Below are 22,554 nucleotides of genomic sequence, written 5' to 3'. Positions count from 1 at the left end.
CCAAGCACTGGATATAATTACAGTATAATTTAGCCCAAACGCCAGCTGAGTGCAAATTTCTGTGACAAACCGAGCTTAAATACCAAAGCTCAAGTGTAAATTCAATTGCGAATAGTTCTCAACAACTACTAAGATACACTGAATTTTAAAGGAGTGGCTATGAGACAATTTGCAATAAATGCGCGGCAGACGATGACAATCAGTCCAGCATTGATATTAAGATTCAATCAGTTACTGTTATTTCATAGCCTGATGTTACTCGCGATAAGTATGCTCACCAGCACTTGGCTGGGACAAATGAAAATCATCGCCATGCCTTTAGCTTGGGGATTCCTGTTAATGATGCCGATTGCGGTGAGTGTATCGCTTGTGCTTAAACATCAAGTCACCCGCTATAGCTTAAGCAGTTTATTCGGGGTGTGGATGCTACTGTGGATCTGGGGATAAGCCAACTAACCTATGGCTGAAAAGATCAGTAGCCTCGCATCTCCAACAATGGATTGAGTACGCAGATGTCGTGAACAAATATCCACTGGCGTGTTCCCTCGCCCAATCGCGATACCTTTCCCTAATGACGGTTAACAATTTATAAAAGATCCATAAAAAAACCATAAAAAAGCCAGTGACGTTATCACTGGCTTTTTATCCGCCTAACGTTTCACCTTATGGATGACAGACGTTATGCAGCTCTAAATTAGTACCGATATCTTTGTTACGGTCGGCTTTAGCATCGTCATTACGCAATTGCGTCAAGTGATCTAAATACGCTTGATCCACATCGCTAGTGATGTAATGACCATCAAAAACAGAAGTTTCGAAACGTTTAATCGCTGGATTTTCCATTCTTACCGCTTCGATTAAATCAGGTAAGTCTTGGAAAATAATGCCATCGGCACCAATTAACTTGGCGATTTCATCGGCATCACGACCGTGGGCGATAAGCTCATTTGACGTTGGCATGTCGATACCATACACGTTCGGGAAACGAATTTCCGGCGCGGCAGAGGCAAAATACACTTTCTTGGCCCCCGCTTCACGGGCCATTTCGATGATTTGCTCAGACGTGGTACCGCGAACGATAGAGTCGTCCACCAGCAAGACATTTTTGCCTTTGAATTCAGTGTTAATCGCATTCAATTTACGACGCACTGACTTCTTGCGCTCCTGTTGACCCGGCATGATGAAGGTACGGCCAATATAACGGTTTTTCACAAAACCTTGGCGGTACGGTAAGTCCATGCAACGGGCAATTTCCAGCGCGATATCGCAAGAGGTTTCAGGAATAGGAATAACCACGTCGATATCGTGATCGTACCATTCCTTCTTAATCTTCTCGCCAAGCTTAGCGCCCATGTTGACGCGACTTGCATATACAGACACTTTGTCGATCGTCGAATCTGGACGGGCAAAATAGACGAATTCGAAGATACAAGGTGCATAGCTAGGCTCGGCTGCACATTGACGGGTATACAGCTGACCGTCAATTGACACATAAATCGCTTCACCCGGTGCTACATCACGCATCACTTCAAAGCCAACTGCATCGAGTGCCACACTTTCAGAAGCCACCATGTACTCAGTGCCAGTGGCAGTTTCGTGCTTACCTAATACCAAAGGACGAATACCAAATGGGTCACGGAACGCGACTAAGCCTTGACCAATAATCATGGCAACAACCGCGTAGGCGCCACGAGCTTGTTGGTGTACGTTAGCGACCGCATCGAACACTTCTTCCGACGTCAGGGTCAAACTCGTGGTTTTTTGCAGTTCGTCGGCCAACAGGTTTAACAAGACTTCAGAATCCGAAGTGGTGTTCACGTGGCGACGTTTTTTGATCAGCCCTTCGGCTAATTCGACTGTGTTGGTTAAGTTACCGTTATGGGCTAATGAGATCCCAAATGGCGAGTTAACATAGAAAGGCTGCGCTTCAGATGCGCTTGAACTGCCCGCAGTTGGATAACGCACATGGCCAATACCAGCATTACCTTGTAGGCGTTGCATATGTTTGACTTCAAAAACGTCTTTAACCAAACCATTGGCTTTACGTAGTCTGAAAGCACCACGATCAATGGTCACAATACCTGCCGCATCCTGACCTCTGTGCTGCAACACTGTCAGTGCATCATAAATGGTCTGATTAACCGATGATTGGCCAACTATTCCGACGATACCACACATGGGTAAGCTTCCTCATTGTAAGATGTTCTATCACTTAGGATTATTTTATTTTCTTTCTTATAGTTTGGGTACAAAGCTGGAGGTATTTTCCAAATAGTCAAAAAACCATTGAATAACAACGCCAAATTCGGGTACTAGCACAGAATCTTTCCACCATTGGGAGTTGGGAGAGCCTGTAAAAGCATCCATGAAAAACAACAAGGCGCTCACAATAAGCGCGCCTCGAATAGCACCAAAGCATAGGCCCAAGAGCCTATCAGTGCCAGATAATCCGGTTTTGACAACAAGTTGTCCGAGAATATAGTTAACTAAGGCACCGAGTACCAAAGTGGTAATAAAGAGGATGGCAATAGAAACACCATTACGCAGCATCTCATCGTTCATTTGTGTTAAGTGAACGGCAAGATCTTTGTAAAATTGGCTGGCAACAAAGAAAGCCGCAAACCATACCACTAAGGACATGGCTTCTTTGGCAAATCCACGGATCAGACTGATGAGAGTCGATAATCCGATGACGAATATGATAGCGTAATCAATCCAAACCATTGAGATGGCTTTCCGACATGGGCTTTAAGACGGCGCGATTCTACCAGAGACTGAAACGATTCTCACCCCTAGTGAGGTAAATAAATCATTTTCAGTCTCGAGTCTTGTATCACCATTAAGATTCTAAGGGATTAAAAGGAACAATCCAGCCCTTGAGACGTGTAAGGTTTTCCACCTCAACTTGTACTTTCTTCAGCTTTGCCTCAGACACATCGGGTCCGACAAACACTTTAGTTAATACGCCATCTTTAGGGTTTTCAGGAATAGTGTACGCTTTAAAACCACTCTTACGTAGCTGTGCAATTAAGGCTTTAACATTGGTTGCATTGTTAAAACTGCCAAGCTGCAAGGTAAAGCCACTTTTTAAGCTGTCACGGCTGGCAGCACTGGCTTTAGGCGTTTCTGCTTTGGGCTTTTCAGTCTTAGCGACGGTTGGCGCTTTAGTCTCAGCTTTTTTAGCGGGCTCCGTTTTTACCGTCGCCTTAGGTGGCTCTTTTTTAGGCTCTGGTTTCGCTTCCGGCTTTTTAACTTCTGCTTGCTTAACCTCTGGCTTTTTCACCTCGGGTTTAACATCCGCCTTAACGTCTTGCTTAGCGATGGCAGCTGACTTGTCACTGTCGGCATTATTGCCTGCCTCAGCTAAGGCGACATCTGCCCCACTCAGCGCAGCAGCATCTTCGGCCGACAAGACTTCAAACATATCATCGTCGGCTTTTTGCTGCTCAATCACAGTCGGACGCAAAGGAATTTCGGAAAACTGCTCTTCTTGGCGATCTTTTTTGCCATCCAAAATATCCGGCAAAAAAATCACTCCAAGCGCAACCAGCACCACAGTGCCGACTAAACGATTATGAAACTGGCTAGACAAAACGGACTTCCTGCATAAATTGAGACTTAAAACCTGCCACAGTGTAAAAGGAGCCAAACACAATTACCACATCATCTGGGTTAATTTGCGCTTTTAATGCCGACCATGCCTCAGCTATGCCCTCAAACTCAAATACGCTGGCCTCGGGTGCTAAGGTTTTGCGCAGCATGGCAGAACTCGCGCCACGCTCACCATGAAGGCTCACTAAATACCAAGTGTCGACCAGAGGATGGATCACAGGCAACACGCCCGCAATATCTTTATCCTTCAACATGCCACAAAGGGCAAACACCCGCTTACCTACAACCATTGGCGCTAATTGCTGCACCAAAAAACGCGCCGCATGGGGATTATGCGCCACATCGAGTAGCACTAACGGCTGCTCACTCACCCGCTCTAATCGACCGGTTAACCGAGCCGTGCTAATACCCTGGGCAATAATAGCGGGCGCGATATTCGGCCAACCCTGTTCAATTACGGCCAATACCGTGGCCGCATTAGGTAGCGGCAAGGTCGGTAACGCTAAATCATGTAGTTTGAGCACTTGGCCTTGAAAGTCCCACAGATTGCTATGGACTTGATAACTGAATTCGTTGCCGACGCGATACAAGATTGCGCCAACCTCATTGGCAACATCATTGACGGTATGCGGCAAGTTGGGCTCGCCGACAATCGCAGCTTTACCGTGACGGAAAATACCCGCCTTTTCTCGGCCGACGAGTTCGCGGGTATTCCCCAGATAACTTTCATGATCTAAATCGACCGAGGTCACCACGCTGATATCGGCATCGATAATATTGGTGGCATCTAACCGTCCACCTAAACCGACTTCTAAGATGACTACATCCAGCTTGGCGGCTTTAAACAGTATCAGGCCCGCAAGCGTGGCGTATTCAAAAAAGGTCAGGGAAATCTCAACGCGCGCCGCTTCAATTTGTTCAAAGGCGGCGACAAAGGCGCTATCACTGGCGTCGCAGCCATTAATACGCACTCGCTCGTTGTATTTCAGCATGTGCGGCGAGCTGTATACGCCCACAGTCAAACCCGATAAGCACAGAATATTTTCCAGCATGGCGCAAGTCGTGCCTTTACCATTCGTCCCTGCCACTGTGACTATCTTGCTTTGGCCTAAATCTAATAGGCCAAGGGTTTGCGCGACCTTAGAAACACGGGTTAATCCCATATCGATTTCGGTTGGATGTATGGATAACAAATAATCCAACCACTGTTCCAATGCTGCATTTGACGCTGGCGCTGTTAGCATGTCCGTACATCCTCGTATTCGATGCCATTTAATCGTTTAACTACACTATTGGCGTTTTGCGGACAGTCTTAGGCAGACTGCCGCGCCATACTAAACTCAATGATAAAGCGAAGTTCACGCGAGATAAATTAAGCTAGGCTCGTGTTTGATTCAGCAGCTTTTTTAATCCAACAATTCTGCTCATCCAACCGCTCTTGCTAATCCAACAACTTTTTTAATCCAACATGAATAATGGCCCAAGGGCGAGTTTAGGCAATTGATATTGTTCTGGATAAGTCACATCAACTAAATAAAGCCCATGAGGTTTAGCCGTCGCTGCGGCTTGGTTTCTGTCTTTTAACGCGAGCAAATCACCCATCCACGTCAGCGGCTGATTGCCTAAACCGATTTCTAATAATGAACCGACGATATTGCGCACCATGTGATGTAAAAAGGCGTTGGCGGCGATATCAACAATCACATACATGCCTTGGCGCGTGACATTAACGCAATGTACATTACGAAACGGCGTTTTTGACTGGCACTGGACTGCGCGAAAGCTGGTAAAATCCTGCTCGCCTAAGAGTGCCTGCGCCGCTTGGTGCATTCTATCGGCATCAATGTCGCCGTGATAATGGCTGACACCGTGGCGCAAAATGCCTGGACGGAAATTATGATTATAAATCACGTAACGGTAGCGTCTGGCGGTTGCTGAAAAGCGTGCGTGAAAACTGTCATCGACTTCTTTAACCCAACGCACGGCAATATTGTCAGGCAAATTAGCATTTACCCCTAAGGTCCATGCGCCTTCATTACGAATGGCATGGGTTTCAAAATGAACCACTTGGCCCGTGGCATGCACGCCCGCATCGGTACGGCCAGCGCAGAAGACGCCGATAGGCTCGTTGGCCACTATCGATAACGCCCGTTCTAATTGCGCTTGTACTGAATCGACTTCGGCCTGACGTTGCCAGCCAAAATAACCATTGCCGTCATATTCAATACCTAATGCAATCCGCATCCACTTTTCCTCACAATTGATTTAGCGGCGCATTTTATCACAGCAGCCCATAAAAAAAACGGCGCTTAAGGCGCCGTTAGGTTGAAACTCTCTCAATCGAGATTAACCAATCTCTTTGAGTAAACGTCCGGCTTCATCTTGCTGGCGCTCATTACCATCAATTTGCACTTCTTTGAGCAGGGCTTTGGCGCTGTCGCTGTCGTCAATTTCGATATAAGCGCGGGCTAAATCCAACTTAGCGTTGACTGAGTTTTCTTCATCATCGACATCAATCATAGCGGCATCGCCGATTAAGGCTCCGACATCACTCATTTCCACGTCGACTTCCGAATACAAATCGGTATCAGTGCCGTCTTCATCGGCATCATTCAACAACTTATCGATGTCGATAAAGCCGTTTTCATTTTGGAAATTCGTTAAATCATGCTCAGGAACAAACTTCTTCTGTGCTTTACGCGACTCTTGAGCATCGAGTGCAGCTAACGCTTCATCGACAGTGAGATCATCGACGAGTGAGAAGCTGTCTTCCGACGTCAGTACATCTTCATCGTCATCAAAATCGGTATTGGCCGTGAAAGCAGCGAGTACATTATCATCGCTTAAATCGAGGCCTTGCTCAGAATCGTCAGCATCCTCTTGGGTATCGAGTTTAAAATCTTCACTAAAATCAACATCGTTACGCGTCGCCTTAATCGGCTTCTCTTGAGTCGCATCATCCGGAGTCGGCGTATCAGCTAGCGAAGCATCAGCGTTAGGCTCGACATCATCGACATCCGTTTCAGCGGCGGCATCAGCTGGCGTCGCAGCAGGTTTGGCCTTAGGCGCAAAATCAAGCTCTGAGTCCCAATCGAGCACGTGGGGATCTTTGCTCTTATTGGCTTTTAAATCATTAAAGAAAGAAGACTCTTTTTCCTTAACACTCGCTGCGGCGGTAGCGGCAGCTAAAGTGGCTGCAGCCGTAGTCAGGGCATCAGAATCATCATCTTCACCCAACTCTTCAACTAACGAGAAAGTATCATCAGTGCCGTCAATCGAGTGAGACGCACCAATACCTTTGAGTAAATTGTCTTCATCTGAGGCGTTATCGTCCGCATCAAGCTGCGCCGTTTCCATATCGAAGTCGAATTCATCTTCATCGGCATCAAGTTGTTCTGGCACATCAAATTCAGCTAACAGCGCATCTAAATCTTCATCGCCTGACGCTTCGCCCTTTATATCTTCCGGTAACGAAGCTTCTAGCTCTGCGGCAATTTCTGCACTGATCGCATCATCTTCAGTATCGTTTTGTGCATCGTCTTCGGCATTGTCTTCTACATCGACTTTGACTTCAGGCTCAGCATCAAAACTTGCCAGCAGTGAATCGATATCATCTGATTCATCTACGTCTAATTCATCCAATTCATCGTCTAACTCGGCGGCGATTTCAGCGCCAAGATCAGGTTCGACTTCGGGTTCTGCTGGTTTATCGAAATCGGCTAACAGCGCATCGATATCGTCAGTTTCTTCGACGCCAAGTTCATTCAGCTCTGCATCTAACTCAGCGGCAATTTCAGCGCCCAGATCAGGCTCGACTTCGGGCTCTGCTGGTTTATCAAAATCCGCTAACAGCGCATCGATATCGTCAGTGTCTTCTACGCCAAGCTCATCAAGCTCTGCGTCTAACTCGGCGGCAATTTCAGCGCCAAGATCAGGCTCAACTTCAGGTTCTGCTGGTTTATCAAAATCTGCTAACAAGGCATCGATGTCGTCGGTATCTTCTACGCCAAGCTCATCAAGCTCTGCATCTAACTCGGCAGCTATTTCAGCGCCAAGATCAGGCTCGACTTCGGGCTCTGCGGGTTTATCAAAATCCGCTAACAGCGCATCGATATCATCAACCTCTTCGCTGCCCAGTTCATCATCTAACTCATTATTGAGTTCTGCGGCGATGGCAGCACTGAGATCTTCATCATCAGACGCAACAGCGTCTGGTGCTTGTGCAATCTCAGTATCTTCTGCAGGAACACTAAACTCGGCAAGTAATGCATCAAGATCATCGTCATCCGCGATGGCTTCATCGGCAGGTTTAGTGTCTGCGGCTTCAACATCATTCAGCTCAGAAGTAATATCATTACTGTCACCCTCTTGAGCTAAATCGCTCGCAAAGTTTCGCTCTAATTCGCTTAAATCCTCTTCAGCCTCCGCGCTGTCTTCAGAAGTACTGTCATCAGAGCCTAGGCCCGCTAAGAGTGCATCAAGATCGGCTTCCTCAAGAATATTGCCAGATTTAGGTTTTTCCTCAACAATATCCTCTTCCTGATCGCCCATGGCTTCTGCCCACAGATCATCAAGAGATTGCCCTTCGTCTTCAACCTCAGGTTCAGCTGAGAGCCCCGGATCGACAAACATTTCAGACGCCATATCCATCTGATCGTTTGAGTCAGTTAAATCTTGCTCTGGTTGTAAATCGACGCTGCCCATATCCAACAGGCTATCGATAGAGTCCGCATGGTCGGTATCTAAATGCACCGCCATATCATCTAAATCGTCATCATCCATGTCCATTATGGCTGCACCAGTAACGCCAGCAGCACCGGCGGCCATCACCGCTTCTTGCGCCTGCATTTCCCGACGTTCTTTATTACGCTTACGGCGTAGGAACCAGAACACTGCCAGTAACAAGAACAAGGCAGGGATCACAGCGGCAGCAATCATTAACACAGGACTGTTAAGGATATTACGCCATAAATCATCGGGTTCAGCGGCGACCTCAGCATCTGCTTCAGGAGTATCTGTTGCCATCTCTGGCGTTTGGGCAGCTTCGACTTCGGCTTTTAAAGCTTGGTTTTGCAATTTGCTGGCTTGCAGAGTTTCCTCTAGCACGGCAATGCGTTGATTCAATTCTTCAACTTTCACTTTTAGCGCTTCAACATCTGAAGTGCGGACTGTGAGTTGATCTTGGGTGCGAGCTAATTCATCGGTTAATGACAGATTTTTACTTTCGGCCGCTTCTAAACGCGACGTTACATCAGAACTCAGCATCTTAGGCTTGTCTGGCGTCGGCGTTTCTACCACTGGCGCTTTAGGCGGTGTCACTTTGGTTTCAGTGATTTTAGTTTCAGCAATCACGGCGGGAGCCGTCACAGGTGCTTGCGTAGTGACTTTCGCAGCAGGTTTCTGCACCGCTTTTGCTGGCGCACGGGATTGTCTGTCGCTTTGTTCTGCTCTTGCAATCGCCATGCTATTAGGAATCGACAGCATAACTTCTTTAGACGGGATCAGCAGGATCATGCCACGTTCTAAACTGTTGTAGCTGGCGGAGTTAAACGCATGGGGGTTAGCATCGTATAGCGCGGCCATCACTTGATAGACGCTGACGCTGGCATCGGGACGGACTTTTTGCGCTATGCTCCAAAACGTGTCTCTGGATGTCGTTGGGCCATATTGATGATTAACTTGACGGATCTGTCCGTCTGGACCCATGATTTTTAAGGGTTTTAATCTTGGCGTATCTGCTGCAACGGCGGGATCAATAAAATAAGCGGTAGAAGAAACAGCTAAAACAGTGGCCATTAGGCCCACAAGATACGAAGTGCGAAATTTCATCAATCCTTCCCTTTGAAGCGCTATAAAGTTATCTCGCTGATAACAGGCTTTAGGCAATTGTATTTATTGAGATTACTATAAACCAGAAATCCCTGCCCTGCTACTGTTCACAATTGTAAAACAAAAAAAGCCTGCTGACAGCAGGCTTTTTCAATGGGCATAAAATGCAATCTCGTGCTTAGTAATAATCTCTCACTAAGATCTCGGCAATTTGCACACTGTTCAAGGCTGCGCCCTTACGAATATTGTCTGACACCACCCACAGGTTAATCCCATGAGAATGAGAGATATCCTTACGAATGCGGCCAACATAAACCGGATCGGTACCAGCACCATCGGTTACAGCCGTTGGATAGTCATCATCTGACTCAAACAATACCACTCCTTCGGCATTACGCAGTAAAGCTTTAACGTCTTCTGCATCGACAGGCTGACGGGTTTCGATATTAATGGCTTCAGAGTGACCATAAAACACAGGTACACGCACCGCGGTCGCATTCACTAAAATCTCATCGTCACCGAAAATTTTCTGGGTTTCCCAGACCATTTTCATTTCTTCTTTGGTATAGCCGTTATCCATAAACTTATCGATTTGCGGCAATACGTTAAAAGCAATTTGCTTTGGATAAACTTCAGCGTCAGCAGGTAAACCTTGCAGTAATTTAGTGCACTGATGCGCTAACTCTTCAATGGCTTTTTTACCTGTACCCGAAACTGACTGGTACGTTGCCACGTTAATGCGGCTGATGCCATAGGCATCATAAATAGGCTTAAGCGCCACCAGCATTTGAATCGTTGAGCAATTTGGGTTAGCAATGATATTGCGATTGCGGAAATCAGCAATAGCATGCGGATTCACTTCGGGTACGACCAAGGGAATATCGATGTCGTATCTAAAGTGCGAGGTGTTATCAATCACAACACAACCTGCTTCAGCGGCAATCGGGGCCCATTTGGCGGAAACATCACCACCTGCGGAGAAGAAACCAATTTGAGCTTGGGTCCAATCGAAGGTTTCTACGTCGAGAATGGTAATTTGTTTGCCATGAAAGCTGACCGTTTCACCGGCGCTACGGCTACTGGCTAAAGGGTACAAATTGGCAACCGGGAAATTACGCTCTTCGAGGATCTCTATCATTGTTTGACCCACTGCGCCCGATGCACCTAAAACGACAACATTAAATTCCTGTGACATAGCTACTGACCGACTCCTGAAAAACCTAAATTGGACAACCAATCTACCTCAGATTGACCGTCATAAGCCAGCGCCAATGCACTAAATTCGCGTCTATGTTGGTGATTTTTTCTCATAGTGTCGAAGCCATTCTCATTTAAGAATGTATTTCTGAACATCTTGTCATCGTCGCGCAAATCATAGACAAAGCGCGCAAGCTGTAATAAGGCTTTTTCATTCGGCGCTGCCGCAAGTTCGACCGCCTTAATGTTAAAGCTTGGCAAGAGATCCAGCAGGCTTTTATCGGCTGCTACATTCAGCAACTGACACAGGTTTTGGTAAAGCATAAAAGTGCCGCGCGCCTTACCTTCTAAGCTGTAACCTGCAATATGCGGGGTGGCAAATTCAGCCAGTGGCACCAGTTCAGGCATCGGTGTAGGCTCGCCTTCCCACACGTCGAGCACTAATTTAAGATCGTCACGCTGACGCTTCACCTTAATCAGCGCCTGATTATCTATCACATCACCGCGGCAGCAATTCACTAACCATGTATTGGGTTTGAGTGCCTTTAAGCGCGCCTCATCGAACAAATGCTTGGTTTTATGCTCACCCGTGCGCGTGATGGGCACATGCAAACTGATGATATCGGCCTGCGCCATGATGGTATCTAAGCTCACAAAACTGCGCGGATCGCCCTCTGCAGCTTTGATGGGATCGTTAAGCAGCACCTTAATACCGTAGGCTTGCAAACACTTTGCCGTTGCTGTGCCAGTGTTACCCGCGCCCACTATGCCGACGACTTTTCCCTTAAGCGGCGAATTGAAGCGCTGCGCTAGCTCCAGCATAGCGATAAAAGCAAACTCCCCAACCGCAGTCGCATTGCAACCTGGCGCATTAGAAAAGGGAATATTTCGCTCAGCAAGATAGGTTAAATCCACATGATCTGTGCCTATGGTGGCACTGCCGACAAATTTCAGCTTGTTATTGCCTGAGAGCAACTCGGCATTCACTTTGGTGACCGAGCGCACTAATAGCACATCGGCCTCGCGCACTTGCGCTGCGGTTAACGTACGGCCATTAACAGGAATAATGTCTCCGAGATCGCCAAATAGCGGTTCAACATAGGGCATATTTTCATCGACTAAAATCTTCATGGGCACCTGATCGGATAAAAGTGGGAATGGAAGGCATCAAGATGTTCCGTATTCTAACAAGACTAATGGGATAAATCCTTGTCAATGCAACAGGTTTACAAAAATCGCCCATAAAAAAGGGAAGCCTAAGCTTCCCTTCTATCGCGTTTGATAAACAAACTTATTTGAATTTACGCATCACTAGCGTGGCGTTTGTACCGCCAAAACCAAAGCTGTTACTCATGACTGTATTCAGCTCAGCATCGCGATATTCACGAACGATAGGCATGTCTTTCGCCGCGTCGTCCAGATTTTCGATATTGATGCTTGGGGCAATAAAGCTGTTTTCCATCATGATTAAGCTGTAAATCGCTTCATGTACGCCTGCAGCGCCTAATGCATGACCTGTCATAGACTTAGTCGATGCAATCGGTGGGCACTTGTCTTTGAAGACTTCACGTAGCGCTTCTAATTCACGCACGTCGCCCACTGGCGTTGAAGTGCCATGAGTGTTGATGTAATCGATTGGGGTATCGACATCCATCATCGCCATTTGCATACAACGCACAGCGCCTTCGCCAGATGGCGCTACCATGTCATAACCGTCTGAAGACGCGCCATAACCAATCACTTCAGCGTAAATTTTTGCGCCGCGAGCTAGAGCATGCTCTAACTCTTCAACCACTAAAATACCGCCGCCGCCAGAGATCACAAAACCATCACGGTCTGCATCATAGGTACGGGAGGCTTTTTCGGGTGTGGCATTATACTTAGTTGACAGTGCACCCATAGCGTCGAAGCCCATGGTCAGTGTCCAATCCACTTCTTCAGCACCACCGGCAAACACCATGTCTTGCTTACCCATTTGGATAAGTTCAACGGCGTGACCAATACAGTGAGCGCTGGTTGCACAGGCTGAACTGATAGAATAATTCATGCCTTTAATTTTAAATGGCGTAGCCAAACAAGCACTGGCCGTGCTCGACATGATGCGAGGCACAATATACGGACCAACACGTTTGACGCCTTTTTCACGCAGTGTATCGGCAGATTGCACTTGGTTAGACGATGATGCGCCGCCTGTACCGACAATCAAACCGACGCGCGGATCTGAATACTGCTCTTCAGTTAAATTGGCATCGCTAACGGCTTCTTGCATCGCAATGTAAGCATAGGCAGCGGCATCGCCCATGAAGCGTAGCGCTTTACGATCGATATGCTCAGCTGGGTTTAACTTGATGTCACCCCATACGTGGCTACGTAACTGCATCTCTTCAAACTGAGCTGAATGCGTAATACCACTGCGGCCCGCTTTCAGTGACTCGGTCACTTCTTGCTTGTTATTACCGATACTTGAAACAACACCCATTCCGGTGATCACGACTCTTTTCATTTTATTGCTATCCATTGTGTACATGTCAGTACCTACTTTTCGCTGAGCCAATAGTATCTGTTTTGACTCAATTAAGTGGTCAGCTTTCCATAAAGGCGAGTAAAATAATGCCAATTATGAGACCGAGAGTAAATTTCTTTGACTGCAGAGCCCAATAAACCTTGCCAAATTAAGCGTGATTACCAGCAATTAATCAACCTTTATCCCGCAACCGCTGACACTGATGCACACTATCTCAGCAAGTTGAGCATTTATCAGCAGCGGGTATTTGAGGCTCATTCACAGCAAAAACTCTTAGTATTAGGCCAAATTGGTTTAGGTAACGGGCTTGAACTCTTATCTTGGTGGCGCACTCAGGCGAATCCTAGCCAACGTTTACTCCTTAAGGTGTTCGAACCCAATCCGATTAATGCGTACGAACTTAAATCACTTTGGGATCAATCACTCACTCTTGTGAAAGATACCCCATTCGAGCCACATCTTGAATCAAAGCAAGCGTCAGCGTTGGAGTGTAAATCTGAGCTCAGCCAACTTGCTCAAACCTTACTCGATGCTGAGCCGACGGCTATTATAGGTTGCCAGAGATTAATTTTTGATGACGGTCGTACCACTATCGACCTGCACTTTGGTGATATTCAAACCCAGCTCAGTTCACTCAGCCATTCGCCAATGCATCCGGTTCAACACTGGTTGATATTGCCCCATCTGCTACAGGCGCTACATCATCAAAGCCACTGGCAGATGGCAAAACTCAGTGACGATAGCGCGACCATTGCCACGATTGGATTAAGCGAATCAAGCGGATTAAGTGAAACAACAGTCAACCGTTTCCAAGCCTGTGGCTTTACTGTGAGCGATATCAATGAACTTGCTACCAAAGCTCTGGGTATCCATCAGCCAGTCACATTGATTAACCACCAGCCTGACGCCGTACTGCTACACGAGCGCCAAGTCTTACGTCAGCAAGATGCTAAAGCCTATGCTTTTAATACTATGGCTGCAATCTTATCCTCGCCGACGCAAAGCTCGATTGCCATTATAGGCGGCGGCTTAGCCTCGGCGCATTTGGCGCTTTCTTTGGCTGAGCGCGGCCAAGGTGCACAGATATTTTGTAAAGATGCTGAGCTAGGCCAAGGCGCATCGGGCAATCGCCAAGGAGCTATTTATCCGCTGCTGACCCCAGAAAATGACGAATTAAGCCGCTTTTTCCAACAGGCATTTTTATTTAGCCGACGTCGAGTACAGGCGCTGACATCTGTCCCCGCCCCAAATCAAACGCCGATTTCCCATGATTTTTGCGGCGTATTGCAAACCGCCCACGATGAACGCAGCCAATTACGACTCGATAAAATCATTCAAGGCCAACCTTGGCCAAGTGAAATCGCCTACGCCGTCGATGCTGAGCAAGCCAATGCCATTGCCAAGATCAATCTCGATAAGCCAGGCTTTTTTTATCCCTTAGGTGGCTGGGTTTGCCCATTTGAATATGCCGAAGCTGCGATACAAAAAGCGATGCAACTGGCCGATGTTAGCGTCTCGCTCAATACCGACATCCTTGCCATTGAACGCCAAAGCGATGGCTGGGTTTTGTTAACTGAAAAGGAACGTTTCGGGCCCTTCGCGCAACTTGTACTCGCCAATGGCGCAGAATTGACACAATTTGATGCCAGCAACAAATTACAAATTAGCCCCTTTCGCGGCCAAGTCAGCCATGTGCCCGCTCAATTTCAATTGAGTCAGCTCGCAACTGTGCTGTGCGCCAACGGTTATTTAACGCCAAGTCACCAAGGACTCCACTGCCTTGGCGCGAGCTACGTTAAAGAACCTAAGCATTTAGATTTTTGCCTGCAGGAACAACAAGAAAACCTCATGAAAATGCACGAGAGTTATCCGAACCGAAGCTGGCTTGAAGATATCGACATGAGTGGCAACAATGCCCGCATCGGCGTACGTATGGTGACGCGGGATCATTTCCCTATGATGGGCTGCACGCCCGATGTGTCGAAAATCCTTGAGGATTATGAGCAACATCAACTCACTAAAGAGAGTCGCCACTACTGGCAAACCACGCCAGCGCCGGTGCATCAAGGACTGTATATTCTTGGTGGATTAGGCTCACGGGGACTCAGTTCTGGGCCACTGGCCGCCGAATGTCTCGCGGCGCAGCTTTGCGGCGAGCCAATACCGCTCGATAAAGAAACCCTGTGTAAACTCAACCCCAATCGCATGTGGCTGCGAAAATTGCTCAAGGGTAAAGCGCTCTAGGCAATCAATCGCTAGAAAAATAACGTTTTTGAGCACTATAAAAAAGGGATTAAGCCAAGGCTTAATCCCTTTTTAAAATGTTATTTTTAAACCACTTAAGCGGCTGTGATGACGATAGAGCTATCACTGCTGCTAGGCTCCACTCTGCTAGACTCAAGACTGCTAGCTTCAACATGTCGAGGTTTTCGCGGCGCTCTGGGCACTTTTACCCGAGTACGATTGTTGTTATCGCGACTCTGGCGGATCAGCGCATCACCGCTAAGACTGGGTACTAGGCTCGATGTCAGGCTTGCAGCCTCACGGTGAGATTTCGCCAATCTGTCGTATAACAACACATTGACCGACGCAGCAAGATTCATACAACCGACCGTAGGCACATACACTACGGCATCGGCTTTATCGATAATCTCTTGGCCAATGGTGCCATCTTCAGGACCAAACACATAAAAGGCTTTCGCGGGATGGACAAAATCCGGCAGCGGCGTCGCGCCAACTACCAAATCCACGCAGATAAGCTTAGTGTCCGCCGGAATAGAGGCGAGTAATGAAGTCACACCCGTGAGCGGAATGCGCTCTCCAGCATCCTTAGTATCGACATGGTATTGCACTGCACCCGAACGCGCGGCTAACTCGTAGCGCCTGCCGGTATAAAATACGCCATTGACACCATAACAACCCGATGCGCGCATTATACCGCCGACATTAACGGGCGTTTTAGGATTCACTAAACCGATAAATACTGCGCTGGCATCGAGCGTTTGCTCACTGGCTAATTCAGCACTTGGCATTTCTGTACTCGTTACTTCGGTACTAGTCAGTGCAGTATTAGTCACTTGCTCGTTATCAGTCATAGGCATAACGCTAGGCAACATCAAATTCGCCTACAATCCTTGCATGCAGCTGTGCCCATGCCTGTTCAACCAAGGCATAATCGGCATCATTTAATTCTTGGCGCGCAAGCGCTAAACAGTCGGTCATTTTTAGCATTAACGCATCAAGATCCGTTTCACCCTGTGCTTCCAATTGGGATAACACTACGGCCACATGGCCCTGTAAGTAGCCACAGGCAAACAAAGCATCGTCATCACCATGGCTGACTACACTGGCGATCCACTGTTCTAATGCGTCTTCGTAATGCTCTAACATGGGTCTAACTCTCCATTAATACTGGATTGGCCGACACATCTGCTGCGACCAATAAATCTGGATTGGCCACCTGATACATGACGTAATCATGGTAGCCCGTCGTCACTTTATAATAGCCGACAAGCTCGCTATCTAATTTAGGGTCGCCACTATCCACAATTAGTGGTCGTCCATCAAGTGCTTTTAGCTTAGTTTTTGTGGCGAGGATAATAATATTGTCTTTTCCGATGCGCCGAATGAGCTCGGGCGACAACTGTTGATTGCCGCGTCCTAAGATATGGCCTTGACCGCCAATCAGAGTGATCACCAACTTAGTTGGCTTATCTTGGGTCAGTTCAAGCAATTCATTCGCGGTTAAGTCACTGCCGACAAGGTTTTTATCTTGAATGAGATCAACACCTAACAGGGTATTGTCCAGACCTAACTCTTCCATCACAAAGGCAACCGTACTGCCAGAGCCCATGATGTACAGTTCATCTTCCATTTGATTGATCACATCGGCGGCGATATCGGCCAGCACGAGTTCATCGACTTCCTTGCCGCCCATCTTCACGGCTTGCACATAACGCGGCTCGGCGGGCACTAAAAGCTCGCCAAATCGTTTTGCACGCACTGTGCCTTGGCGAAAGGCCACTTCGTCGATATCCATCACATCGGCGGACATCAAACTAACGAGTTCGCCATCGAGTAACATCTTGACCACCATGCCAGAGGCATGGGGCGTAATACCGTAAACGCCGGAATGAATTTTCACGCCAGCGGGCACGCCAAGCACGGGTAATTTGTCATCGATAGTGGCTTGTTCAAACACGGAATAAACGTCGCGGGCCGTGCCATCACCACCGGCAAAAAGCAGTAAATCCAGAGGTTCATCCAGCAGCGCACGCACAACGGCCTGCGTATCCAGTGCCTGTGTTTTATCCGGGGTTTGATACACCACTCGCGTGGTAAAACCCAGTGACTTAGCCGCATCTTCACCCATGATGCCCGATGCGGTAATAACCTCGATGTCATCGGCATAATCACGGATAACCTCAAGTGCCTGCATCATACGCAAAGCGGCTTTGGGTTCGGCGCCTAAGGCAAGCGCCTCTTCGGCAACGCCATCGCTGCCCTTAAGGCCAACACTGCCACCTAAGCCAGCCAATGGATTGATCACTAACCCTAAACGAAACCGAATCACCTTTTACCTCACTTAACGCAATCTTGGTATTTTTATCTTTATATTTTAGTATCTTAATAGATGCTTTTAATCGTGATTGATATTGCTAGATTGACATTGCTAGGCCGTATGGGAGGCAACGCCAGGTTTATCCCTAGGAATAAAGAATACCGCCAGCATAGCGGCAAAAGCGCATCCTGCCGCAAATACCCAAGACCAAACCGCCCCGCTACCATCGCCCCAAATATAGCCGCAAATCCAAGTACCGAGCGCGCCGCCAACCCCAAAACTTAAGCTGGCGTATAGGGCTTGACCTTGGCTTCTGTGACTCGCATCGAAATGCCTGTGCACAAATTGAATCGATGCCGCGTGGGTTAAGCCAAAGGTAAAGGCATGTAATAATTGACTAAAACCTAGCCACAACACGCTATCAACCCCAAAGGCGACCAACAACCAACGCAAGCAAGTCATGCCGATACTGACTATCAATAGAGTGTTAACGCCATAGCGACCCAGTAAACGCGGCGCGAACATAAACATTACGATTTCGGCCATGGCGCCAAGGGCCACAAATATCCCCGCTGAAGATTCTGAGTAACCCGCTTGTTTTAAATATAAGACGAAGAAGCCGTAGAAAGGCCCTGCGCTCATTTGCAGCAACATCGCCGAGAGTAAGAACCAAATAATTGCCCGATTCCATTGTAATGGCGGCCGCACTTGACTGGTGTCACGCACTAAGCGATTTGCTGGTAATGGCAACGCACTGGCTAACATACCAATAAATAATGAGAAACCAATATAAGGCAGCACTTCAGTGCCCCACTGACCAATGGCAAAGCCCGCACCGACAACAAGACAAATATAACCGACACTGCCCCAACTGCGAATTTGACCGTAGCGGCTGGCATTCTCGCCTAAGGTTTCTAAGGTGATCACTTCAAGCTGGGCAAGGATCGCGTTCCAAAAGAAGGTATAGAGGGCCAGACTCAGCGCCATATACACAAAACCGCCATGGTAGAAGAAACTCAAATACGCCAGCGCGGCGGCTCCCGCCCCCATTTTTATCAGCTCGGCACGCATCCCGGTTCGGTCAGCCACTTTGGCCCACACATTCGGGGCAACGATACGCGTCGCCATCAGGATGGCGAGTAAAAAGCCAATTTCTTGAGGATTAAAACCGCGATTTTCGAAGAAGACCCCAAGATAAGGGACCATAGTACCAAGAATAGAAAAGAAGAAAAAATAGCAGGCACAAAGCCAGCGTAATTGCCGGCTTGTGCTGGAAGAAGTTGACATTAACGCATTCCCTTTATCTCATGTCACTTGTTGGATTGTTATCGCACACCATCTACCTCATGCGCCTATCGCATACCCCGGTCTCATGCTCCTATCGCATACCCCTATCTCATTCCGAGAACGGGCGTGTGACTGCGTACATCCTGATTTTGCGCTCTGTGTCTTAGCAAGTGATCCATCAACACAATGGCAAGCATAGCTTCGGCAATCGGTACTGCGCGGATCCCAACACAGGGATCGTGACGACCTTTAGTGACAACTTCGGCCATTTCACCCTGCGCCGTCATACTTTGGCCCGGCACACTGATGCTTGATGTGGGTTTTAAGGCAATATGGGCAATGATCGGCTGACCCGACGAAATCCCACCGAGTACACCGCCCGCATGATTAGATTCAAAGCCTTGCGGCGACATTAAGTCACGCCCTTCGGAGCCCTTTTGAGTCACGACGCCAAAACCATCACCAATCTCAACACCTTTGACAGCATTGATGCCCATCAGCGCGTGGGCAATATCAGCATCCAATCGATCAAATACTGGCTCACCTAAACCCACTGGCACACCAGTGGCAATAACGGAGATTTTCGCGCCAATGGAGTCACCGGATTTTTTCAGCTCACGCATGTATTCATCAAGCGCTTCAAGCTTGCTGGCATCGGGGAAGAAAAAGGCATTTTGCTCAATTTGGTCAAGATCAATAGTCTGCGCACAAATAGGACCCAGCTGGGACATAAACCCATAGATCTCGATACCATGAACTTGCTTCAAATACTTTTTAGCCACCGCACCTGCCGCAACGCGCATCGCGGTTTCACGGGCAGACGAGCGGCCACCACCACGATAGTCACGCATACCGTACTTTTGCTGGTAGGTATAATCGGCGTGCCCCGGACGGAATAAATCTTTGATATTAGAGTAATCTTGACTGCGTTGATCGGTATTTTCGATCAAGAGTCCAATTGAAGTACCCGTGGTTTTACCCTCGAAAACGCCGGATAAAATCCGCACTTCGTCAGGCTCACGGCGGGCCGTGGTATATCGGGATGTCCCTGGGCGACGGCGGTCAAGATCATGCTGCATATCGGCTTCGGTTAATTCAAGCCCTGGTGGGCAACCATCAATAATGCAACCCAGTGCAACACCGTGACTCTCACCAAACGTCGTCACTACAAAATTTTGACCAATACTGTTTCCAGACATCCGCTTTGTACACCTTAGGTTATTTGTTCATCGCTCCGTGTCCAGCGACCACTGGACAATTTATTTTCCCGCTGCAAGCCTAACTGGCAGCGGGAAAAGTCTCAACCTAATTTGCTATCTTAGGTTATTCTGCGTCGCGATAAATGCCGAACACTGACTGATTTTCGACCAGTTGATCGCGGGTCAATACAAACACGCCATCGCCGCCATTTTCAAAGTTAATCCAAGTGAATGGCACTTCTGGGAATTGCTCAATCAAATGCACCATAGAATTGCCCACTTCGACTACGAGTAAACCCGTTGGTGTGAGGTATTGCGCGGCATTGGCCAGTATGCGTTTGGTTAAATCTAAGCCGTCGCGACCTGAGGCTAAACCAATGGCTGGCTCATGATGATATTCATCTGGCATGTCGCCAATGTCTTCGGCATCAACATAAGGTGGGTTTGAGACAATCAAATCATACTGTGGACCTTCTGGGATGGCCGAGAACAAATCCGATTGCATCGGGAATACTCGGTCCATCACGCCTAAGGTTTCGATATTGATTTGCGCCACATCTAAGGCATCTTCGCTGATATCCAGCGCGTCAACTTCGGCGTCTTCAAACTCAAAGGCACAGGCAATCGCGATACAAGCGCTGCCAGTACATAAATCTAAAATACGTGTGACTGGCTTGTTATATAACCATGGGCTAAAACGATTGGCGATCATTTCAGCAATCGGTGAACGTGGCACTAACACGCGCTCATCGACGTAAAATTCCAATCCAGCAAAACGTGCTTTGTTGGTCAGGTAAGGCACAGGTAGGCGCTCTCTGACACGGCGAATAATCAACTCGACAATTTTATGCTTTTCACTGCTGGTCAAGTTGCTTAAAATCACTTGCTGGCCGATTTCTTCGGGTAAGTGTAAAGCATGGAAAACTAAGGCGATGGCTTCATCCCACGCATTATCAGTACCATGACCATAATACACATTGGCATCGTTAAAACGGCTCACGGCCCAACGTAACATATCGCCAATAGTGCGTAATTCTGTCACAGCTTCATCTACAAAGATCTTATCCAAAACGTGCTCCCGCTAGTTTGTTCGCGAACATTGTAACTGAACTCTATTCAGAAACCATAGGATTCAATAGAATACCCGCCATGAATAAAGACGACGACAAAGAAGGCTTGGCGATGTTCTCAGCGCTTATCGATGGTATTAAACCCATCACGCAAAATAAGCGACACTTTCGCACGCCCTTAAAAACCAAACAGGAAATAGAACTGAAAGAGCAGCAACTGCATGCTAACAGTTATTTCTCAGATACTTATCAGCCGCTACTGCCAGTACAAGGGCCGATGCGTTGGTTGGCGGAAGGGGTTGATAGCATAGAACTCAAACGCCTGCGACGTGGAGATTACCAGCCAGATTTACTGCTGGATTTACACGGCTATCGCCAATCGGAAGCCAAACTTGAGTTAGCGGCACTGATCCAAGCCTGCGTCAAACAACAAAGCCTGTGCTGCTGCATTATGCACGGCTACGGCAGTGGCATATTGAAACAACAAGTTCCCATGTGGTTAGTGCAGCATCCTATGGTGAAGGCTTTCCATCAAGCGCCTAAAGAATGGGGTGGCGATGCGGCATTATTAGTGCTGATTGATATTGGAGAGCAGCCGCATAGACGTTAACTCGCTATCGGCTTCAGAGATTAACGTTTCAGATTTGGCAATTTAGAGATTTAGCAAAACAAACGGCCCACATAATGTGGGCCGTTTGTTCTGTAAATGGGATATAAATCTAAGCTAGCTAATGCTGTGTGGCGCATGCTGCCATACGATTGAAGCTTGCTCGGCATGTTTATCAATGAGCGTAATGCCCGAGGTGGCAAATAACGGCGGTTCAACACCTGCCACTAACTCACTGACCAAATAGCCCAATAACGGCATGTGAGCAATCACTAGCACTTTATCCGCCTTGTATAACTCAGCATAGGCTACAACTAACGCGGCTACATTGGCGGGATCGCCTGAAGGAACGAGATCATCAGCGACTAACCACTTACGCGGCTCAGGAAAATGCTGACTCAGCTCCTGCCACGTTTGCTGCGCACGTAAGTAAGGACTCACCAAAACGAGATCGAAATCAGTCACACTGCGAGCCAACCAGTTACTCATCAACACAGTATGGTGCCTTCCAACATCGGTCAGTGTTCTGTCTCTATCAGACTGAGCATTAAATCCGGCGTCACCATGTCTCATCAAAAATAGCTGCATACTTCTCTCGCGACTCAAACTTGTTTTTGTTTTATCCCAATTGTAGCCCTAAAATTCATTTCAACAAACCATGTAAGACT

General features: G+C 47.7%; 19 protein-coding genes. 3 read left to right on the top strand and 16 right to left on the bottom strand.

From position 1 onward, the window contains the following. The first annotated feature begins 159 nt into the window (after positions 1–159). A complete protein-coding gene (locus NE536_RS12560) occupies positions 160–447 on the top strand; it encodes a hypothetical protein (RefSeq protein ID WP_220590613.1) in 288 nt (95 codons plus the stop codon). Positions 448–663: 216 nt separating this feature from the next. On the opposite strand, the gene purF is transcribed toward NE536_RS12560, so the two are convergent. From purF to fabB, 9 genes are all read right to left on the bottom strand, one after another. Further along, positions 664–2,178, bottom strand: coding sequence for an amidophosphoribosyltransferase (purF, locus tag NE536_RS12555; protein WP_261272886.1), 1,515 nt, complete (start codon positions 2,176–2,178; stop codon positions 664–666). 57 nt (positions 2,179–2,235) lie between these two features. Then, positions 2,236–2,724, bottom strand: a complete 489-nt coding sequence (locus NE536_RS12550) for a CvpA family protein (protein ID WP_261272885.1) — start codon at positions 2,722–2,724, stop codon at positions 2,236–2,238. Between the two features lie 115 nt (positions 2,725–2,839). Next, entirely contained in the window at positions 2,840–3,592 is a 753-nt protein-coding gene (gene dedD, locus NE536_RS12545) for a cell division protein DedD (protein ID WP_126491655.1), read from the bottom strand. Continuing rightward, positions 3,585–4,856: a bifunctional tetrahydrofolate synthase/dihydrofolate synthase gene (folC, locus tag NE536_RS12540; RefSeq protein WP_261272884.1), complete on the bottom strand. Its 1,272-nt coding sequence runs from the start codon at positions 4,854–4,856 to the stop codon at positions 3,585–3,587. Before folC ends, dedD begins: the two co-directional genes overlap by 8 nt. A 214-nt stretch (positions 4,857–5,070) precedes the next feature. After that, positions 5,071–5,856, bottom strand: a complete 786-nt coding sequence (gene truA, locus NE536_RS12535) for a tRNA pseudouridine(38-40) synthase TruA (RefSeq protein ID WP_261272883.1) — start codon at positions 5,854–5,856, stop codon at positions 5,071–5,073. Between the two features lie 102 nt (positions 5,857–5,958). Then, complete coding sequence (locus NE536_RS12530) at positions 5,959–9,441, bottom strand: FimV/HubP family polar landmark protein (protein ID WP_261272882.1); 3,483 nt, start codon at positions 9,439–9,441, stop codon at positions 5,959–5,961. A gap of 178 nt (positions 9,442–9,619) precedes the next feature. Next, positions 9,620–10,636 (bottom strand): aspartate-semialdehyde dehydrogenase, encoded by a 1,017-nt coding sequence (locus NE536_RS12525; RefSeq protein WP_106650935.1) that lies wholly within the window; start codon positions 10,634–10,636, stop codon positions 9,620–9,622. A gap of 2 nt (positions 10,637–10,638) precedes the next feature. Further along, entirely contained in the window at positions 10,639–11,769 is a 1,131-nt protein-coding gene (locus NE536_RS12520) for a 4-phosphoerythronate dehydrogenase (protein WP_261272881.1), read from the bottom strand. 160 nt (positions 11,770–11,929) lie between these two features. Continuing rightward, positions 11,930–13,141, bottom strand: a complete 1,212-nt coding sequence (gene fabB / locus NE536_RS12515) for a beta-ketoacyl-ACP synthase I (RefSeq protein ID WP_037391053.1) — start codon at positions 13,139–13,141, stop codon at positions 11,930–11,932. Positions 13,142–13,279: 138 nt separating this feature from the next. Here fabB and mnmC1 point away from each other — a divergent pair, with 138 nt between their 5' ends. Next, positions 13,280–15,406, top strand: a complete 2,127-nt coding sequence (mnmC1, locus tag NE536_RS12510; RefSeq protein ID WP_261272880.1) for an FAD-dependent 5-carboxymethylaminomethyl-2-thiouridine(34) oxidoreductase MnmC1 — start codon at positions 13,280–13,282, stop codon at positions 15,404–15,406. 95 nt (positions 15,407–15,501) lie between these two features. Here the strand turns inward: mnmC1 and NE536_RS12505 are convergent, their stop codons facing one another. The 6 genes from NE536_RS12505 to prmB all read right to left on the bottom strand — a co-directional run bounded on the left by NE536_RS12505 (position 15,502) and on the right by prmB (position 21,278). After that, entirely contained in the window at positions 15,502–16,278 is a 777-nt protein-coding gene (locus tag NE536_RS12505) for an RNA methyltransferase (RefSeq protein ID WP_261272879.1), read from the bottom strand. Continuing rightward, entirely contained in the window at positions 16,268–16,552 is a 285-nt protein-coding gene (locus NE536_RS12500) for a YfcL family protein (RefSeq protein ID WP_261272878.1), read from the bottom strand. The genes NE536_RS12505 and NE536_RS12500 overlap by 11 nt, the downstream gene beginning before the upstream one ends. A gap of 4 nt (positions 16,553–16,556) precedes the next feature. Next, a complete protein-coding gene (locus NE536_RS12495) occupies positions 16,557–17,735 on the bottom strand; it encodes an ATP-NAD kinase family protein (RefSeq protein WP_261272877.1) in 1,179 nt (392 codons plus the stop codon). Positions 17,736–17,834: 99 nt separating this feature from the next. After that, positions 17,835–19,010: an MFS transporter gene (locus tag NE536_RS12490; RefSeq protein ID WP_006085470.1), complete on the bottom strand. Its 1,176-nt coding sequence runs from the start codon at positions 19,008–19,010 to the stop codon at positions 17,835–17,837. Positions 19,011–19,114: 104 nt separating this feature from the next. Next, on the bottom strand, positions 19,115–20,209 hold the full coding sequence (aroC, locus tag NE536_RS12485) for a chorismate synthase (RefSeq protein ID WP_006082233.1): 1,095 nt from the start codon (positions 20,207–20,209) through the stop codon (positions 19,115–19,117). A gap of 124 nt (positions 20,210–20,333) precedes the next feature. Further along, positions 20,334–21,278: a 50S ribosomal protein L3 N(5)-glutamine methyltransferase gene (gene prmB, locus NE536_RS12480; RefSeq protein WP_261272876.1), complete on the bottom strand. Its 945-nt coding sequence runs from the start codon at positions 21,276–21,278 to the stop codon at positions 20,334–20,336. An 80-nt stretch (positions 21,279–21,358) separates the two neighbouring features. Between prmB and smrB the strand changes: the two genes are divergently transcribed. Further along, entirely contained in the window at positions 21,359–21,889 is a 531-nt protein-coding gene (gene smrB, locus NE536_RS12475) for an endonuclease SmrB (protein ID WP_261272875.1), read from the top strand. Between the two features lie 114 nt (positions 21,890–22,003). Here the strand turns inward: smrB and sixA are convergent, their stop codons facing one another. Further along, positions 22,004–22,474: a phosphohistidine phosphatase SixA gene (sixA, locus tag NE536_RS12470; RefSeq protein ID WP_006082236.1), complete on the bottom strand. Its 471-nt coding sequence runs from the start codon at positions 22,472–22,474 to the stop codon at positions 22,004–22,006. Positions 22,475–22,554 lie beyond the last annotated feature (80 nt).

It is taken from the genome of Shewanella septentrionalis (genome assembly GCF_025370265.1).
Classification (GTDB): Bacteria; Pseudomonadota; Gammaproteobacteria; order Enterobacterales; family Shewanellaceae; genus Shewanella; species Shewanella hafniensis.
The sequence above is the reverse complement of the archived record's forward strand: the minus strand, read 5'-3'. Positions and strand labels throughout refer to the sequence as shown.

Bases quoted from the DNA above. Each gene is read 5' to 3' on its own strand.
- NE536_RS12560 (WP_220590613.1), top strand. From the start codon at position 160: ATGAGACAATTTGCAATAAATGCGCGGCAGACGATGACAATCAGTCCA.
- sixA (WP_006082236.1), bottom strand. From the start codon at position 22,474: ATGCAGCTATTTTTGATGAGACATGGTGACGCCGGATTTAATGCTCAG.
- folC (WP_261272884.1), bottom strand. From the start codon at position 4,856: ATGCTAACAGCGCCAGCGTCAAATGCAGCATTGGAACAGTGGTTGGAT.
- NE536_RS12550 (WP_261272885.1), bottom strand. From the start codon at position 2,724: ATGGTTTGGATTGATTACGCTATCATATTCGTCATCGGATTATCGACT.
- aroC (WP_006082233.1), bottom strand. From the start codon at position 20,209: ATGTCTGGAAACAGTATTGGTCAAAATTTTGTAGTGACGACGTTTGGT.
- NE536_RS12505 (WP_261272879.1), bottom strand. From the start codon at position 16,278: ATGTTGCCTAGCGTTATGCCTATGACTGATAACGAGCAAGTGACTAAT.
- purF (WP_261272886.1), bottom strand. From the start codon at position 2,178: ATGTGTGGTATCGTCGGAATAGTTGGCCAATCATCGGTTAATCAGACC.
- truA (WP_261272883.1), bottom strand. From the start codon at position 5,856: ATGCGGATTGCATTAGGTATTGAATATGACGGCAATGGTTATTTTGGC.
- NE536_RS12490 (WP_006085470.1), bottom strand. From the start codon at position 19,010: ATGTCAACTTCTTCCAGCACAAGCCGGCAATTACGCTGGCTTTGTGCC.
- NE536_RS12500 (WP_261272878.1), bottom strand. From the start codon at position 16,552: ATGTTAGAGCATTACGAAGACGCATTAGAACAGTGGATCGCCAGTGTA.
- NE536_RS12525 (WP_106650935.1), bottom strand. From the start codon at position 10,636: ATGTCACAGGAATTTAATGTTGTCGTTTTAGGTGCATCGGGCGCAGTG.
- fabB (WP_037391053.1), bottom strand. From the start codon at position 13,141: ATGAAAAGAGTCGTGATCACCGGAATGGGTGTTGTTTCAAGTATCGGT.
- smrB (WP_261272875.1), top strand. From the start codon at position 21,359: ATGAATAAAGACGACGACAAAGAAGGCTTGGCGATGTTCTCAGCGCTT.
- NE536_RS12530 (WP_261272882.1), bottom strand. From the start codon at position 9,441: ATGAAATTTCGCACTTCGTATCTTGTGGGCCTAATGGCCACTGTTTTA.
- NE536_RS12520 (WP_261272881.1), bottom strand. From the start codon at position 11,769: ATGAAGATTTTAGTCGATGAAAATATGCCCTATGTTGAACCGCTATTT.